The organism is Phytopseudomonas straminea (assembly GCF_900112645.1).
Taxonomy (GTDB): Bacteria; Pseudomonadota; Gammaproteobacteria; order Pseudomonadales; family Pseudomonadaceae; genus Aquipseudomonas; species Aquipseudomonas straminea.
Window position 1 is genome coordinate 381,190 of the sequence record NZ_FOMO01000004.1, and the last position, 16,320, is coordinate 397,509.

Here is a 16,320-nt window from a genome sequence, read left to right on the forward strand (position 1 = left end):
CCTGATAGATTTCATTAATCCGCCTGACGACGCAGGAATGCCGGAATGTCTAGGTAATCCAGGTCGTCCTGCGGATTCATTTTCGCCGCAGTGGCTGCGCCACCATGGCTCTGACGCTGAACGGTCGGGCGCTCGTAGTCCTTGTAGTTGACGTTCTGCTCGGCGCGAACCGGAGCGGCTACCGGGGCAACTGGCTGTGCGGCGGCGACCTGAACGGTGTTGTCGACGACCTTGACCGGCTTCTCCATGCGCGCGCCCAGACCAGTGGCAACCACGGTCACGTGCAGCTCGTCGCGCATGTCCGGATCGATCACGGTGCCGACCTTGACGGTAGCGTGCTCGGAAGCGAACTGTTCGATGATGTTACCCACATCGGAGTACTCACCCAGGGACAGGTCCGGGCCAGCGGTGATGTTCACCAGGATGCCGCGGGCGCCCTGCAGGTTGACGTCTTCGAGCAGCGGGTTGCGGATGGCCGCTTCGGTGGCTTCACGCGCACGGTTCGGACCACTGGCGCAGCCGGTGCCCATCATCGCCATGCCCATTTCGCTCATCACGGTCTTCACGTCGGCGAAGTCGACGTTGATCATGCCCGGGCGCTTGATGATGTCGGAGATACCACGCACGGCACCACTGAGCACGTCGTCGGCCTTGGAGAAGGCGGACAGCAGGCTGGCGTCCTTGCCGAGGATGGTCAGCAGCTTCTCGTTGGGGATGGTGATCAGCGAGTCAACGCTTTCCTGCAGCGCGCGGATGCCTTCGTCGGCGATCTGCATGCGCTTGCGGCCTTCGAACGGGAACGGACGGGTCACCACCGCAACGGTGAGGATGCCCAGCTCCTTGGCCACTTCGGCAATCACAGGTGCTGCACCGGTACCGGTACCGCCGCCCATGCCGGTGGTGATGAAAACCATGTCGCAGCCCTGTAGTACTTCGGCGATGCGCTCACGGTCTTCGATGGCCGCCTGACGGCCAACTTCCGGGTTGGCGCCAGCGCCCAGGCCCTTGGTGACGCCAGTACCGAGTTGCAGCACGGTACGTGCGCCGATGTTCTTCAGTGCCTGAGCATCGGTGTTGGCGCAAATGAATTCGACGCCTTCGATGTTGCTCTTGGCCATGTGGTTGACTGCGTTGCCACCGCCACCGCCGACACCGATAACCTTGATGACCGCGCTTTGCGGAAGGTTGTCTACGAGTTCAAACATGGTCTCTCTCCTGTATTTTCTAGTTTTTAACGCCTAGTGCCGACAACGCTGCACACGCCCGTGCCGCGTCGCCCGCCTTAGAAATTGCCCTGAATCCAGCGCTTGAGCCGTTCCAGAGCGGGTGCCTTGGTTTCATCACCGTACCCGCCATTGCCGGGCATCGGGATGTCGTCGGACTGCTTGCGCAGGCCATACATCAACAGGCCAACGCCCGTCGAGTAAATAGGGTTGCGGACCACATCGCTGAGGCCTTTGACACTGTGCGGCACGCCCAGGCGCACCGGCATGTGAAAGATTTCTTCAGCCAGCTCGACCGCGCCTTCCATCTTCGCCGTACCACCGGTAAGCACGATGCCCGCCGGGATCAGATCTTCGTAGCCACTGCGGCGCAATTCGGCCTGGATCAGGGTGAACAGCTCGTCGTAACGCGGCTCGACCACCTCGGCCAGGGACTGGCGCGACAGGTCGCGCGGCGGACGATCACCGACGCTCGGCACCTTGATGGTTTCGCCGGCGCCGGCCAGCTTGGCCAGGGCGCAGGCGTAACGGATCTTGATCTCTTCGGCGTACTGGGTCGGGGTGCGCAGCGCCATGGCGATGTCGTTGGTAACCTGGTCACCGGCAATCGGGATTACCGCGGTGTGACGGATAGCGCCTTCGGTGAAGATGCAGATGTCGGTGGTGCCGCCGCCGATGTCGACCAGGCACACACCCAGCTCTTTCTCGTCGTCGGTCAGCACCGCATAGGCGGAAGCCAGTTGCTCGAGGATGATGTCGTCGACTTCCAGGCCGCAACGGCGCACGCATTTTTCGATGTTCTGCGCCGCGTTCACCGCGCAGGTGACCACGTGCACCTTGGCTTCCAGGCGTACGCCGGACATGCCCAGGGGCTCGCGCACGCCTTCCTGGTTATCGATCACGTAGTCCTGCGGCAGGGTATGCAGCACACGCTGGTCGGCAGGAATGGCCACTGCCTGGGCGGCATCCAGCACGCGCTCCAGGTCGGCATTGCTGACTTCACGATCACGGATGGCGACGATACCGTGGCTGTTCAGGCTGCGGATGTGGTTGCCGGCCACGCCGACGAATGCCGAGTGGATGCGGCAGCCCGCCATCAGCTGGGCTTCCTCCACTGCGCGCTGGATCGACGCCACGGTGGACTCGATGTTGACCACCACGCCCTTCTTCAGGCCGCGCGATGGGTGAGTACCGATGCCAACGATTTCCAGCTGACCATCAGCGGTCACTTCGCCTACCAGCGCCACCACCTTGGAGGTGCCGATGTCGAGGCCGACGATCATCTTGCCGCTCTGCACGTTTGCCATGTTTCCTGCCTTCTCTCTCTATTCACTGCACTGCAGCGGTGTCGACCGCCGCAGGTGCCGGCGGCTCGCGCCACGCGACGGCCAGGCCGTTGGCGTAACGCAGATCGACCCGCGCGATGTTGTCTTTCTGATCCTTCAGCGCCTTGCTGTAAATGGCGCCGAAACGACGTATTTTTTCCACAAGATGGTCGCGCCCCAGCAGCACTTCGATCCCCTGCCCGGTGGACAGGAACCAGCTGCCCCGCTCACGCAGTTCCAGGCGTGTCACGGTGAAGCCCATGGGGCGCAGCATCTGGCTGAGTACCTGATACTGCTGCATCACTTGCTGCTGGGCGCGTTTCGGGCCGACCAGCTGCGGCAAATTCTCGTAGTGCGCCAGTTCCCGTGGCGCGAATGCCTGGCCCTGGTTGTTGAGCAGCGCCTCGTTGCCCCAGCGGGCGATCGGCAGCTGCTCTTCAAGGCGCACCACCACCTGATCGGGCCACACGCGGCGAACTTCGGCGTGGGCGATCCATGGCATCTGCTCCAGTTCATGGCGCATACCGACAAGGTCGACACTGAAGAAGCTCGCACTCACAAAAGGTTCAATGCGTTGTTGCACCGATTGCTGGCTGATATAGCTCAGGTCGCCTTCCACGCTGATCTTGGCGATGGGCCGGTCGGCGTAAGGCAGCAGACGCAGCGACAGTTCATAGGCGCCAAAGCCCAGCACCAGCAGCATCACCGGCCAGGTCAGGCGCTTGAACAGGCTGAAATTCGGCCGCGGCAGACGCGCACTGATCGGCTCCTTGGCCACCAGGCGGCTGGCGCCACGCGGTACGGCCTTGCCGCGTGGCGGCGTGCCTGAACCTGGCTGATGACGAAGGACGGCGCCCATGCTTACCCCCGAGCCTCGACGCTGTCAGCGAGAATCGCCAACACCAGCTGCTGGAAATCCAGACCGGCCGCCTGCGCCGCCATCGGCACCAGGCTGTGGTCGGTCATACCCGGAACGGTATTCACCTCCAGCAGCCAGAAGCGGCCGTCGGCGTCCTGCATCACGTCGGCGCGGGCCCAGCCCTGGGCGCCAACGGCTTCGCAGGCGCGGGCGGTCAGGGCCTTCAGCTCGGCTTCCTTGTCTGCAGGCAAGCCGCAGGGCACGCGGTACTGGGTGTCATTGGCCAGGTACTTGGCGTCGTAGTCGTAGAAGCTGTGTGGCGTGCCCAGGGCGATCGGTGGCAGTACCTCGCCGCGCAGCATGGCGATGGTGAACTCCGGGCCCTGGATCCACTGCTCGACCAGCACCTGGCTGTCGTAGCAGGCAGCGTCCTGCCAGGCGGCGATCAGGGAGTCGACGTCGCCGACCTTGGCCATGCCGATGCTCGAGCCTTCGTGGGCCGGTTTGACGATCAATGGGAAGCCCAGCTCGTAGGCGGCGCGGCGGCAATCGTCGGCGCTGCTCAGCACCGCGTGACGCGGCGTGGACAGCCCCAGGCTCTGCCACACCTGCTTGGTGCGCAGCTTGTCCATGGCCAGGGCCGAAGCCAGGATGCCGCTGCCCGTGTAAGGAATGCCGGCGCACTCGAGCAGGCCCTGCATGCTGCCGTCCTCACCCCCACGGCCGTGCAGCACGATAAAGGCGCGGTCGATCTTCTCGCTGGTCAGACGCGCCAGGAAATCATCGCCCACGTCAATGCCGAAGGCGTCCACACCGGCGCTCTGCAGCGCGCTGAGCACGGCATTGCCGGACTTGAGCGACACTTCGCGCTCGGCGCTCTTGCCGCCGAACAGTACGGCAACGCGACCGAAGGCGGCGCCCGGCAGTTGTGATTTCAGGGTTTCAGCACTCATTTCCCTTGACCTTGCGCGCGAAACAGCGGGCTCTGCAGCAGTTGGGGGGCCACGCCACCGATGTCACCGGCGCCCTGACACAGCAGGATGTCGCCAGCACGCAGCAGCGGCTTGATCAGCGGCGCCAGGTCGGCACCGCGCTCGATATAGATGGGGTCCAGCTGACCGCGCTGGCGGATGCTGTGGCACAGCTGACGGCTGTCGGCACCGGGGATCGGCTCTTCGCCGGCCGGGTAGACCTCCATCAGCAGCAGCACGTTGGCATCGGTCAGCACCTGCACGAAATCGTCGTACAGATCGCGGGTACGGCTGTAGCGGTGCGGCTGATAGACCATCACCAGGCGACGCTCCGGCCAGCCGCCGCGCACGGCCTTGATCACCGCCGCCACTTCGCGCGGGTGGTGGCCGTAGTCGTCGACCAGCATCACTTCGCCGCCTTCGACCGGCAGCTGACCGTACACCTGGAAGCGCCGGCCGACGCCCTGGAACTGCGACAGGCCCTGAACGATGGCCTCGTCGCTGATGCCTTCGTCGCTGGCGATGCAGATGGTCGCCAGGGCGTTGAGCACGTTGTGGTTGCCCGGCATGTTCACCGATACGTCCAGCGGTTCGCAGTCCGGGCGCAGCACGGTGAAGAAGGTCTGCATGCCCTGCTGGCGCACGTTGATGGCGCGCACGTCGGCGTCTTCGCTGAAGCCGTAGGTCAGGGTCGGGCGACCGACCTGGGCGAGAATCTCGCGCACCACCGGATCGTCCACACAGAGCACAGCCAAGCCATAGAACGGCAGGTTGTGCAGGAACTCGATGAAGGTCTTCTTCAGTTTGTTGAAGTCGCCCTCATAGGTGCTCATGTGGTCCATGTCGATGTTGGTCACCACCGACACCATGGGCTGCAGGTGCAGGAAGCTGGCGTCGCTCTCATCAGCTTCGGCGATCAGGTAGCGACTGGAACCCAGCTGGGCGTTGGTTCCGGCAGCGTTGAGGCGGCCGCCGATCACGAAGGTCGGATCCAGGCCGCCGGCGGCGAACACCGAAGCCAGCAGGCTGGTGGTGGTGGTCTTGCCATGAGTACCGGCCACGGCGATGCCATGGCGGTAGCGCATCAGCTCGGCGAGCATCTCGGCGCGCGGCACCACGGGGATGCGACGCTCCAGGGCAGTGGCCACTTCCGGGTTGGAGGTATTGATTGCGCTGGAAACCACCAGCACATCGGCGTTCTCGGCGTTCTCGGCGCGGTGGCCGATGAAGATCTGCGCGCCGAATTTTTCCAGGCGCTCGGTCACGGCCGAGGTTTTCAGATCGGAGCCGGACACTTCGTAGCCCAGGTTGAGCAGGACTTCCGCGATACCGCACATGCCGGCGCCGCCGATACCGACGAAGTGAATGCGGCGGATACGGCGCATGCGCCGCACTTCTGCCTTGACCGCTGCGGGAGACTTAGCCACGGGCCACCTCCAGACAAACATCGACAACGGTACGGGTAGCATCGGGCTTGGCCAGGCGACGTGCGGTGCTGGCCATTTGTTTGAGTCGTTCGGGGTGCATCAAGACCTCGGTCAGCTGCGCTGCCAGATCGGCAGCGTCAGTGGAACGTTGCGGCAGAAGAACGGCGGCACCGTCCTTCGCGAGATAGCTGGCGTTGCGCGTCTGGTGATCGTCGATCGCGTGGGGCAACGGCACCAGGAAAGCCGGCAGACCGGCGGCAGCCAGTTCGCTGACGGTCAGCGCACCGGAGCGGCAGACCACCAGGTCGGCCCAGGCGTAAGCGCGGGCCATGTCGCTGATAAAGGGAGCGACCTGCGCTTCGACGCCCACTGCACTGTATCGTTCGGCGGTCACCGCGGCGTGTTGCTTGCCGGCCTGGTGGAAGACTTCCGGACGCAACTCGGCAGATACCTGTGCCAGCGCCTCCGGCAGCAGTTTGTTCAGCGGTTCGGCGCCCAGGCTGCCACCGAGAATCAGCAGACGTGGCCGACGGCCGGTCAGCGAATCACGCGGGGTTTCCAGGAACAGCTCTTCGCGCACCGGGTTGCCGGTGGTACGACGCTTGTCGGACGCAGCGAAGGTATCGGGGAAAGCCTCGCAGACCCGGCTGGCGAATGCCACCAGGCTGCGATTAGCGGTACCAGCCACGGCATTCTGTTCGTGAATGATCAGTGGCACGCCGGCCAGCTTGGCAGCCAGGCCGCCCGGGCCAGTCACGTAGCCGCCCATGCCGAGCACGCAGACCGGTTGCAGCTCGCGCACCACCTTGCGGGCCTGGAACAGTGCCTTGATCAGTTGCAGCGGCGCCTTGAGCAGCGACAGTTTGCCTTTGCCGCGCAGGCCACTGACGTTGATCAGGTGCAGCGGCAGACCAGCCGCCGGCACCAATTCGTTCTCGATGCCGCGCGGTGTGCCCAGCCAGTGCACACGATAGCCGCGCGCCTGGAATTCGCGGGCGCAGGCCAGCGCCGGGAACACGTGGCCGCCAGTGCCGCCGGCCATGATCAATACGTTAGCGGCCATGCTGCACCTCCCGCTCGGGCTCGGGGAAGTCGCTCTCGTCGAATTCGATGTCTTCGTTGCCCAGGCCGTTGCGTGCTTCCCACTCGATGCGCAGCAGCAGCGCCAGGCTGACGCAGCAGATCACCAGGGACGAACCGCCGTAGCTGAGGAACGGCAGGGTCAGGCCCTTGGTCGGCAGCAAACCGATGTTCACGCCGATGTTGATCAGGAACTGGCCGATCCACAGGAACCCCAGGCCGAACGCCACATAGGCGGAGAAGAACTGCTTGGCCTTCTCGGCCCACAGGCCGATGTACAGCGCGCGTACGCTGACGAACACGAACAGGCCCACGGTCGCCAGCGCGCCGACCAGGCCCAGCTCTTCGGCCAGAACGGAGAATACGAAGTCGGTGTGGGCTTCAGGCAGGTAGAACTGCTTCTGGATGCTGTTGCCCAGGCCAACGCCCAGCCACTCGCCACGGCCGAAAGCGATCAGCGCCTGGGTCAGCTGGTAACCGGAGCCGTACTGGTCGGCCCAGGGATCGGTGAAGGTGATCAGACGCTGCAGGCGGTATTCCTGGCTCTGCACCAGCACGAACACCGCGCCGACTGCCAGAGCCACCATCAGCAGGAAGCGGAACAGGCCGACGCCGCCGAGGAACAGCATGGCCATGGCCGCGCCCATCATGACCACCGTGGCGCCGAAGTCGGGCTCGAGCAGCAGCAGGAAGGCCATCGGCAGCAACACCACGAAGGGCTTGAAGAAGCCGGCCCAGCTTTCACGCACTTCTTCCTGACGACGCACCAGGTAGCCAGCCAGATAAAGCACCACGAAGACCTTGGCGATCTCCGACGGCTGAATGTTGAAGGCGCCGAAACCGATCCAGCGCTTGGCGCCGTTGACCTCACGGCCAATGCCGGGCAGCAGCACCAAGACCAGCAGCACGATGGCGATGATCAGCATCACCCAGCTGTGACGTTGCCAGGTGGACAGCGGGATCATAAGCACCACGCCGGCTGCGCCCAGGCCGATGGCCAGATAGATCAGGTGGCGGATCATGTAGTACAGCGGGCTGCCGGTGTTGGCCGCCGCCACTTCGGTGGAGGCCGAGGAGATCATCACCAGGCCGAGACCGAGCAGCGCCAGGCAGCCGGCGAGCATCGCGAAGTCCATGTCCATCAGGCCACGACGGCCGAACAGTGGGGACGGATAGGGGCGCAGGAAGGACAGCATCAGTTAAGCTCCTCCACTGCCTGGGCGAACAGACGTCCGCGCTCTTCGAAATTCTTGAACATGTCCAGGCTTGCGCAGGCGGGCGACAGCAGGACGGCGTCGCCGCTCTGGGCGATGGCAGCAGCGCGCTCGACGGCGGCCTGCAGGCTGTCGACACGAATGATGTCCACCGCGCCATCGAGCACCGCAGCCAGCTTGTCGGCATCACGGCCGAGCAGCACCACGGCGCGGCAGTGAGCGGCAACCGGCTTGCGCAGGCTGGAGAAGTCGGCGCCCTTGCCGTCGCCACCGGCGATCAGCACCAGCTTGCCGGCGATGTCCGCGCCCAGGCCTTCGATGGCCGCGAGTGCTGCCCCGACATTGGTGGCTTTGGAATCGTCGTAGTAACTCACGCCCGCGCGCTCACCGACCCACTGGCAGCGGTGCGCCAGCCCGGTGAACTGCTTGAGGGTTTCCAGCATGGCCGCCATAGGCAGGCCCACGGCATGGCCCAGCGCCAGCGCCGCCAGGGCGTTGGACTGATTGTGCGCGCCACGCACCTTGAGCTCGCGTACCGGAAGCAGCGCGTCGAATTGATAGGCCAGGTATTTTTCGCCGTTCTCTTCGAGCAAGCCGAAGCGCTTGAAGTCCGGCTTGCCGAGGCCGAAGCTCCAGCACGGTACCTGATCGCCGATCATCGGCCGCGACAGCGGATCGTCACGGTTGACCACCACCTGACGCGCGCCGCGGAAGATGCGGTGCTTGGCCAGGTGGTAGGCCGGCAGATCGGCATAGCGATCCATGTGGTCTTCGCTGACGTTCAGGCAGGTGGCCACTTCGGCGTTGAGCAGCTCGGTGGTTTCCAGCTGGAAGCTGGACAGCTCGATCACGTAAAGCTCGACGTCATCAGCTAGCAGATCCAGCGCCGGCGTGCCGAGGTTGCCACCCACGGCGACCTTGCGGCCGGCCGCGGCAGCCATCTCGCCGACCAGGGTGGTCACGGTGCTCTTGGCATTGGAGCCGGTGATGGCGACGATCGGCGCCTTTGCCGCGCGGGCGAACAGGTCGATATCGCCGGACAGCTTGACGCCGCGTTTGGCCGCTTCCTGCAGCGCCGGGGTGGCTACGGCCAGGCCGGGGCTGATCAGCAGTTCACTGGCACGGCTGAGGAATTCCACGTCCAGCTCGCCACAACGCACTTCGACCTGCGGGAACTGCTCACGCAAGGTGCTCAGTTCCGGCGGATTGGCACGGGTGTCGGCCACGGCGAAGCGCACGCCCTGGCGCGCGAGGTAGCGCACCAGGGACATGCCGCTCTTGCCGAGGCCGACAACGATGCGGAATTGGTCGGAAGCGATCAGGCTCATGCTGTCCTCAACGCAGTTTCAAAGTAGCGAGGCCGATCAGCACCAAAATGACGGTGATGATCCAGAAACGAACGATGACCCGTGGCTCGGGCCAACCCTTCAACTCGAAATGGTGGTGAATCGGTGCCATGCGGAACACGCGCTTGCCGGTCAGCTTGAAGCTGGCGACCTGGATGATCACCGACAGGGTTTCCATCACGAACACGCCGCCCATGATGAACAGCACGATTTCCTGACGCACGATCACGGCGATGGTGCCCAGCGCGGCGCCCAGCGCCAGCGCGCCGACGTCGCCCATGAACACCTGCGCCGGGTAGGTGTTGAACCACAGAAAGCCCAGGCCGGCGCCGATCAGCGCGCCGCAGAACACGATCAGCTCGCCCGCGCCCGGCACGTAGGGAATCAGCAGGTATTCGGCGAACTTCACGTTGCCCGACAGGTAGCAGAAGATGCCCAGGGCGCCGCCAACCATTACGGTGGGCAGAATCGCCAGGCCGTCGAGGCCGTCGGTGAGGTTCACCGCGTTGCTGGAGCCGACGATCACGAAGTAGGTCAGCACCACGAAACCGATGCCCAGCGGGATGCTGACGTCCTTGAGCAGCGGCACGATGAAGGTGGTTTCGATCGGGCTCTGCGCAGTCATATAAAGGAAGACAGCCGCGCCGATGCCGAACACCGACTGCCAGAAGTACTTCCAGCGGCTCGGCAGGCCGCGCGAGTTCTTCTCGATCACCTTGCGGTAGTCGTCGACCCAGCCGATGGCGCCGAACAGCAGGGTGACGATCAGCACCACCCACACGTAACGGTTGCTCAGGTCAGCCCACAGCAGCGTGCTGATGGCGATGGCCGAGAGGATCAGCGCGCCACCCATGGTCGGCGTGCCCTTCTTGGACAGGTGCGATTGCGGGCCGTCGTTACGCACGGCCTGGCCGATCTGGCGTATCTGCAGGGTACGAATCATCCACGGGCCCAGGCACAGCGCCAGCACCAGCGCGGTCAGCACGCCGAGAATCCCGCGCAGGGTCAGGTACTGAAAGACCGCGAAGCCCTTGTAGAACTGTTGCAGATACTCTGCCAGCAGCAGCAGCATTTAGTGACTCTCCCCACTGTCGCCACACAAGGCGGCGACGACGTTTTCCATCGCGGCGCTGCGTGAACCTTTAATTAGAATGGTGCTGTCGCCGCTCTCGGCGCGTACCGCGTCGATCAGCGCGGCCTGATCGGCGAAATGCCGACCCTCGGCGCCAAAGGCCTGCACGGCGTGTTTCATCTGCGGGCCAACCGCGTACAGCACGTCGGCGCGGCCGCGGGCGTATTCACCCACTTCGCGGTGGCCCTGCTCGGACCACTCGCCCAGCTCGCCGATATCGCCCAGCACCAGCACCTTGCGGCCGGAAAAGCCGGTAAGGATGTCGATGGCTGCGCAGATGGAGGCCGGATTGGCGTTGTAGGTATCGTCGATCACCCGGGCGCCGTTTTGCGCCAGTTGCGCCACGGCGCGGCCCTTGACCGGCAGCAGGCTCTCGAGACCGTTCTTGATGGCCACCAGCGGCACCGCCAGGGCATGGGCGGCGGCAGCGGCGGCCAGCGCATTGGCCACGTTGTGCTCGCCAAGCAGATTCAGTTGCACGCGGGCCTGGCCTTCATGGCAGAACAGCGTGAACGCCGGACAGCCGCGTGGATCGCGGCTCAGCTCACGGGCATGGAAATCAGCGCTGGCGTCGCGCAGGGCGAAGCTCAGCACGCGGCGACCGGCAGCGCGCTTGACCCAGCGCTCGAACGCCACGTCGTCACGGTTGAGCACGGCCACGCCGTTATCGCTCAGGCCTTCGAGAATCTCGCCCTTGGCCAGCACGATGTTCTCGGGACCGCCGAACTCACCGACGTGGGCGTTACCGGCATTGGTGATGATGGCAACCTGCGGCTTGGTCAAGCCAACGGTGTAGGCGATCTCGCCGATACCCGAAGCGCCGAGCTCGATCACAGCGCCGGTGTGCTGCGGGCCCAGTTCCAGCAGAGTCAGCGGTACACCCAGTTGATTATTGAGGTTGCCACGGGTCGCCAGCACGGCGCCGCCGTCTTGGGCACAGGCTGCACGCAGGATGGCCGCGAGCATTTCCTTGACCGTGGTCTTGCCGCTGGAACCGGTCACGGCTGCCAGTAAGCCGCCGTAGGCCTGACGATTGAGCGCGCCGAGCTGGCCGAGCGCCAGGGTAGTGTCGGCGACGACCAGCTGCGGCAGATCGACGCCCGCCACTTCGCGCGACACCAGCGCAGCGACGGCGCCCTTGGCAGCGACCTGAGCCAGGTAGTCATGGCCGTCGAAGCGCGGGCCGCTCAGGGCCACGAACAGCTGGCCCGGCACGATGCTGCGGCTGTCGGTGCTGACTGCCGAGAAGGCGCAGTCGGCACCAACCACACGGCCATTCAGTGCACTTGCCACGTCGCTCAACCGCAGGGCCTTAAGCATGTGCCGCCTCCCATGCAGCCAACGCACTGCTGGCTTGCTGCAGATCGGAAAACTGCTGGCGGACGCCGTCGATTTCCTGATAGTCCTCATGGCCCTTGCCGGCCAACACCACCACATCGCCGACCTGGGCTTCGCCAATCAGCTTGGCGATTGCATCGCCACGGCCGTGTACGAAGCGGACCTGATCAGCGCTACGGAAGCCTTCGCGAATGTCGTCGAAAATCTGTGCGGGCGCTTCAGTACGTGGGTTGTCGTCGGTAACCAGCGCAGCATCGGCCAGGCGCTCGACCACTTCAGCCATCAGCGGGCGCTTGCCGCGATCACGGTCACCGCCACAACCGAACAGGCACAGCAGGCGGCCGGTCACATGGGGGCGCAGTGCGCCCAGCACCTGCTCCAGCGCATCCGGGGTGTGGGCGTAGTCGACCACTACCAGCGGCGCATCCTGGCCGCCCAGACGCTGCATGCGGCCAATCGGGCCCTGCAGACGCGGCAACACCTTGAGAATTTCGTCCAGCGGGTAGTCCATGGCGACCAGCGCACCGACCACGGCCAGCAGGTTGCTCAGGTTGAAGCGGCCCAGCAGCGAACTGCGCAGGCTGCCTTCGCCACGTGGGGTGACCAGCGTGGCCCGCACGCCCTGATCGTCGAAGTGAATATCGCGGCAGAACAGGTAGGCGCCCTGATCCTGCAGGCTGTAGCCGATCAGCCGCGAGTCACGCTCCTGAGCAGCCAGTTCGCGGCCCATGGCGTCGTCAAGATTGATAACGCGAGCGCGCAGGCTAGGCCAGGCGAACAGTGCGGCCTTGGCAGCCTGATAGGCTTGCATCGAACCGTGGTAGTCGAGGTGATCGCGCGACAGGTTGGTGAACACCGCCACGTCGAAATCCAGAGCGGCCACGCGGCCCTGATGCAGGCCATGGGAGGACACTTCCATGGCGATCGCACGGGCACCTTGCTTCTTCAGACCAGCCAGAGTCGCCTGTACGCCGATCGGATCAGGCGTGGTGTGCATGCCCTGGGCCAGCGCGCCGTAGAAGCCGTTGCCGAGGGTGCCGACGATGCCGCAGGGTTCGCCGAGCAGATCCAGCGCCTGGGCCAGCAGCTGGCTGACGCTGGTTTTACCGTTGGTGCCGGTGATGCCGACCATGTGCAGGCCGCGGCTCGGCTCGCCATAGAAGCGCCCGGCGATGGCCGACAGTTGGCCGGCCAGGCCCTTGATGGCGACCAGCTCGGCGCTTTCGGCAGTCATCGGCAGCGAGCCGTCGGTTTCATAAGCAACTGCCGCCGCACCGCGGGAAATTGCATCGGCGATATGTACGCGACCGTCCTGACGAGTACCGGGCACGGCCAGGAACAGGTCGCCTGGGCGCACCTGGCGGCTGTCGAGGGTCAATTCGCGGATCAGTACGCCGCTGCTGGCCTGAGGCAGAAGCTGATTCAATGGCATGGGCATCAGCCGCGCCCTCCATTGCTAGCCGCCGCCGGCGCATCGGCTTTCGCCGCGGCGGTTTCGGGCAGGTTGTCCGGGGTAATGTTCATCAGGCGCAGGCCGCCAGCCATGACGCGGCTGAATACCGGTGCCGATACCAGGCCGCCGAAGTAGCCGCTCTTGCTCGGCTCGTCGATGACCACGGCCACCGCGATGCGTGGGTTGCTGGCTGGTGCGAAGCCGGCGAACAGCGAGCGATAGGCATTGGCTTGGTAGCCTTTGGTACCCGAGGCGGTCTTGCGCGCCGTGCCACTCTTGCCGGCCACGTGGTAACCCGGAACCTGAGCGCGGAACACGCCACCTGGGGCCTCGATAACCTGTTGCAGCATGCCCTGCAGGGTGTGGGCGACGTCTTCAGGAATCACCTGCACGCCGTCACGTACGCTGTCGGTGCGGGTCAGCGACATCGGTACGCTACGACCGTTATTGCCGAGCACCGCATAGGCGTGGGCCAGCTGCACGGCGGTCACGGACAGGCCGTAACCGTAGGACAGGGTCGCGGTTTCCGCCTTGCGCCACTCACGGTGGTTGGGCAGGTTGCCGACGCGCTCGCCAGGGAAACTCAGGCCGGTGTCCTGACCGAGGCCGACCTGCTGCATCACGTCATAAATAGCCGCGCCGCCAATATCGAAGGCGACCTTGCTCATGCCCACGTTACTGGACTTGATCAGAATGCCGGTCAGATCCAGCACACCTTCCGGCGCGCGCGATACGTCCTTGATGGTGTAACGGCCGATCTGCAGCGTACCGCCCTGCACGTCGACCTTGTCGGTCGGTTTCCAGCGCCCAGTTTCCAGGGCGGCGCTCATAGAGAACGGTTTCATGGTCGAACCCGGCTCGAACACGTCGATCATGGCGCGGTTACGCATGGCCGCCGGTTGCAGGTTGCGACGGTTGTTGGGGTTGTAGGTCGGCTGATTGACCATGGCGAGGATTTCACCGGTCTTCACGTCGAGCATCACCAGGCTGCCGGCCTTGGCGCCGAACTCGACCAGCGCGTTGCGCAGTTCACGGTGCGCCAGATACTGCAGACGCAGGTCGATGGACAGCGCCAGCGACTTGCCGGCCTTGGCATTCTGGGTGACCTGCACATCGCGGATCAGACGGCCGCGGCGATCCTTGAGCACCTGACGCTTGCCCGGCACGCCAGCCAGCCAGTCTTCGAACGCCAGCTCGACGCCTTCGCGACCGTGGTCGTCGATATCGGTAAAGCCGACCATGTGCGCTGTGACTTCGCCGGCCGGATAGAAACGACGAAACTCTTCGATGGAGTAGACGCCCGGCACCTTGAGGTCGAGCACGCGTTGACCCTGCTCGGGGGTCAGGCCGCGCACCAGGTACATGAACTCGCGCTCGGCGTTGGCCTGCAGACGCTGCGCGAAGGCATTGGGCTCCTGGCCCAGGGCCGCTGCCAGCACCGGCCACTGCGCCTTGCCAGCCTGCAGCTCCTTGCCGTTGGCCCACAGCGTGGTGACCGGCGTACTGACCGCCAGCGGCTCGCCGTTACGGTCGGTAATCAGGCCACGATGCGCCGGAATCGGGATATGTCGCACGCTACGCGCATCGCCATGAGCCTTGAGGAAGTCATGGTCGAACACATGCAGCTCGAAGATACGTGCGGCGATGGCCGCGACCATCAGCGCCAGCAGCAACATGACTAGACGGAAGCGCCATGGGTACAGAGCACCCTCGAGCTTCATCATGGCGCCACCATGCGCACTTCGGCGGCGTCGGGAATGCGCATTTTAAGCTGTTCGCTGGCCAGGGTCTCGATACGATTGTGGGCGGTCCAGGTGCTCTGCTCGAGGATCAAACGGCCCCACTCGGCCTGCGCCTTGTCACGCACGCTGAGCTCGCCGTACAGGCTATTGAGCAGTTGGCGATTCCAGTGCGCGCTGTAGGAAACCGCCAGCGCGGAGCCCAGCACGGCGATAAAGAGCACCAGCATCAGCAGGCTGCCCTTGGGAAAGCGCTTGGCGCCCACGCCGCTCATCGTAGCTTCTCCGCGACACGCATGACCGCACTGCGCGAACGTGGGTTGGCTTTGAGTTCGGCCTCGGAAGCGAACTGCGGCTTGCCGATCAGCTTCAGACGCGGCTCGAAGGCTTTGGGGATGATGGGCAGATCACGCGGCAGCTTGTCCATCTCGCCCTTGGCGTGTTTGCGCATGAACTGTTTGACGATGCGGTCTTCCAGGGAGTGGAAGCTGATCACCACCAGGCGGCCGCCGACTTCCAGACTTTCCAGCGCCGCATCAAGGCCGCGCTCCAGATCACCCAGCTCGTTGTTGACGTGAATGCGCAGCCCCTGGAACGCGCGAGTCGCCGGATTCTTGCCCTTCTCCCAGGCGGGATTGGCGACGGTCAGCACCTGGGCCAGATCGGCGGTGCGCTCGAACGGCTGCTCCTGGCGACGGGCGACCACGGCGCGGGCCATACGCTTGGCGAAACGCTCCTCGCCATACTCCTTGAACACCCGGGCGATTTCGTCTTCGTCGGCAGTGGCGATGAACTGCGCCGCGCTGACGCCGCGCGAGGGGTCCATGCGCATATCCAGCGGACCGTCGTTGAGAAAGCTGAAGCCGCGCTCGGCGTCATCGAGCTGCGGCGACGACACGCCCAGATCCAGCAGAATGCCGCTGACCTGACCGGCCAGGCCGCGGACAGCGAGCTCGTCGGCAAGTTCCGCAAAGCTTCTCTGTACAACGACAAAGCGGCCGTCTTCGGCCGCTAGCGTATTTCCAGTCGCGATTGCGAGAGGGTCCTTGTCGAACCCCAGCAAGCGACCGCCTGGCCCAATCCTCTCCAGGATCAGCCGGCTGTGCCCACCCCGCCCGAACGTGCCATCTACATAGCAGCCATCGGTGCGCAGCGAGAGCGCCGCAACGGCTTCCTCGAGCAACACGGTGATATGGCGGAAGGTAGAGGTCAT

14 protein-coding genes are annotated in these 16,320 nt (G+C 64.7%); all 14 read right to left on the reverse strand.

The genetic code is table 11. From position 1 onward, the window contains the following. Positions 1 to 14: 14 nt before the first annotated feature. The 14 genes from ftsZ to rsmH all read right to left on the reverse strand — a co-directional run bounded on the left by ftsZ (position 15) and on the right by rsmH (position 16,320). Positions 15 to 1,205, reverse strand: coding sequence for a cell division protein FtsZ (ftsZ, locus tag BM279_RS12260; RefSeq protein ID WP_013792646.1), 1,191 nt, complete (start codon positions 1,203 to 1,205; stop codon positions 15 to 17). Positions 1,206 to 1,282: 77 nt separating this feature from the next. After that, the gene (ftsA, locus tag BM279_RS12265) at positions 1,283 to 2,530 is read right to left on the reverse strand and encodes a cell division protein FtsA (protein ID WP_093504111.1); all 1,248 of its coding nucleotides are present in this window, start codon (positions 2,528 to 2,530) and stop codon (positions 1,283 to 1,285) included. Positions 2,531 to 2,552: 22 nt separating this feature from the next. After that, positions 2,553 to 3,407 carry a cell division protein FtsQ/DivIB gene (locus tag BM279_RS12270; RefSeq protein WP_093504113.1) on the reverse strand — a complete coding sequence of 285 codons (855 nt, stop codon included), beginning with the start codon at positions 3,405 to 3,407 and terminating at the stop codon, positions 2,553 to 2,555. Between the two features lie 2 nt (positions 3,408 to 3,409). Then, positions 3,410 to 4,360, reverse strand: a complete 951-nt coding sequence (locus tag BM279_RS12275; RefSeq protein ID WP_093504115.1) for a D-alanine--D-alanine ligase — start codon at positions 4,358 to 4,360, stop codon at positions 3,410 to 3,412. Continuing rightward, entirely contained in the window at positions 4,357 to 5,805 is a 1,449-nt protein-coding gene (gene murC, locus BM279_RS12280) for a UDP-N-acetylmuramate--L-alanine ligase (RefSeq protein WP_093504117.1), read from the reverse strand. Before murC ends, BM279_RS12275 begins: the two co-directional genes overlap by 4 nt. After that, entirely contained in the window at positions 5,798 to 6,868 is a 1,071-nt protein-coding gene (gene murG / locus BM279_RS12285) for an undecaprenyldiphospho-muramoylpentapeptide beta-N-acetylglucosaminyltransferase (protein ID WP_093504119.1), read from the reverse strand. The genes murC and murG overlap by 8 nt, the downstream gene beginning before the upstream one ends. Continuing rightward, positions 6,858 to 8,084, reverse strand: a complete 1,227-nt coding sequence (gene ftsW, locus BM279_RS12290; protein ID WP_425272684.1) for a putative lipid II flippase FtsW — start codon at positions 8,082 to 8,084, stop codon at positions 6,858 to 6,860. The genes murG and ftsW overlap by 11 nt, the downstream gene beginning before the upstream one ends. After that, a complete protein-coding gene (gene murD / locus BM279_RS12295) occupies positions 8,081 to 9,427 on the reverse strand; it encodes a UDP-N-acetylmuramoyl-L-alanine--D-glutamate ligase (protein WP_093504121.1) in 1,347 nt (448 codons plus the stop codon). The genes ftsW and murD overlap by 4 nt, the downstream gene beginning before the upstream one ends. A 7-nt stretch (positions 9,428 to 9,434) precedes the next feature. Beyond that, positions 9,435 to 10,517 carry a phospho-N-acetylmuramoyl-pentapeptide-transferase gene (mraY, locus tag BM279_RS12300; RefSeq protein WP_027903603.1) on the reverse strand — a complete coding sequence of 361 codons (1,083 nt, stop codon included), beginning with the start codon at positions 10,515 to 10,517 and terminating at the stop codon, positions 9,435 to 9,437. Continuing rightward, positions 10,518 to 11,897 carry a UDP-N-acetylmuramoyl-tripeptide--D-alanyl-D-alanine ligase gene (locus BM279_RS12305; RefSeq protein ID WP_093504122.1) on the reverse strand — a complete coding sequence of 460 codons (1,380 nt, stop codon included), beginning with the start codon at positions 11,895 to 11,897 and terminating at the stop codon, positions 10,518 to 10,520. Next, positions 11,890 to 13,353 carry a UDP-N-acetylmuramoyl-L-alanyl-D-glutamate--2,6-diaminopimelate ligase gene (locus BM279_RS12310; RefSeq protein ID WP_093504123.1) on the reverse strand — a complete coding sequence of 488 codons (1,464 nt, stop codon included), beginning with the start codon at positions 13,351 to 13,353 and terminating at the stop codon, positions 11,890 to 11,892. The genes BM279_RS12305 and BM279_RS12310 overlap by 8 nt, the downstream gene beginning before the upstream one ends. Next, positions 13,353 to 15,092, reverse strand: coding sequence for a peptidoglycan D,D-transpeptidase FtsI family protein (locus BM279_RS12315; RefSeq protein ID WP_093504124.1), 1,740 nt, complete (start codon positions 15,090 to 15,092; stop codon positions 13,353 to 13,355). The genes BM279_RS12310 and BM279_RS12315 overlap by 1 nt, the downstream gene beginning before the upstream one ends. Further along, positions 15,089 to 15,382, reverse strand: a complete 294-nt coding sequence (gene ftsL / locus BM279_RS12320; protein ID WP_013792658.1) for a cell division protein FtsL — start codon at positions 15,380 to 15,382, stop codon at positions 15,089 to 15,091. Before ftsL ends, BM279_RS12315 begins: the two co-directional genes overlap by 4 nt. Next, positions 15,379 to 16,320 (reverse strand): 16S rRNA (cytosine(1402)-N(4))-methyltransferase RsmH, encoded by a 942-nt coding sequence (gene rsmH / locus BM279_RS12325; protein ID WP_093504125.1) that lies wholly within the window; start codon positions 16,318 to 16,320, stop codon positions 15,379 to 15,381. Before rsmH ends, ftsL begins: the two co-directional genes overlap by 4 nt.

Coding starts and splice junctions, on each gene's coding strand:
- rsmH (WP_093504125.1), bottom strand. CDS start 16,320: ATGACCTCTACCTTCCGCCATATCACCGTGTTGCTCGAGGAAGCCGTT.
- BM279_RS12315 (WP_093504124.1), bottom strand. CDS start 15,092: ATGATGAAGCTCGAGGGTGCTCTGTACCCATGGCGCTTCCGTCTAGTC.
- murD (WP_093504121.1), bottom strand. CDS start 9,427: ATGAGCCTGATCGCTTCCGACCAATTCCGCATCGTTGTCGGCCTCGGC.
- BM279_RS12270 (WP_093504113.1), bottom strand. CDS start 3,407: ATGGGCGCCGTCCTTCGTCATCAGCCAGGTTCAGGCACGCCGCCACGC.
- BM279_RS12305 (WP_093504122.1), bottom strand. CDS start 11,897: ATGCTTAAGGCCCTGCGGTTGAGCGACGTGGCAAGTGCACTGAATGGC.
- BM279_RS12275 (WP_093504115.1), bottom strand. CDS start 4,360: ATGAGTGCTGAAACCCTGAAATCACAACTGCCGGGCGCCGCCTTCGGT.
- mraY (WP_027903603.1), bottom strand. CDS start 10,517: ATGCTGCTGCTGCTGGCAGAGTATCTGCAACAGTTCTACAAGGGCTTC.
- ftsA (WP_093504111.1), bottom strand. CDS start 2,530: ATGGCAAACGTGCAGAGCGGCAAGATGATCGTCGGCCTCGACATCGGC.
- ftsL (WP_013792658.1), bottom strand. CDS start 15,382: ATGAGCGGCGTGGGCGCCAAGCGCTTTCCCAAGGGCAGCCTGCTGATG.
- murG (WP_093504119.1), bottom strand. CDS start 6,868: ATGGCCGCTAACGTATTGATCATGGCCGGCGGCACTGGCGGCCACGTG.
- BM279_RS12310 (WP_093504123.1), bottom strand. CDS start 13,353: ATGCCCATGCCATTGAATCAGCTTCTGCCTCAGGCCAGCAGCGGCGTA.
- ftsZ (WP_013792646.1), bottom strand. CDS start 1,205: ATGTTTGAACTCGTAGACAACCTTCCGCAAAGCGCGGTCATCAAGGTT.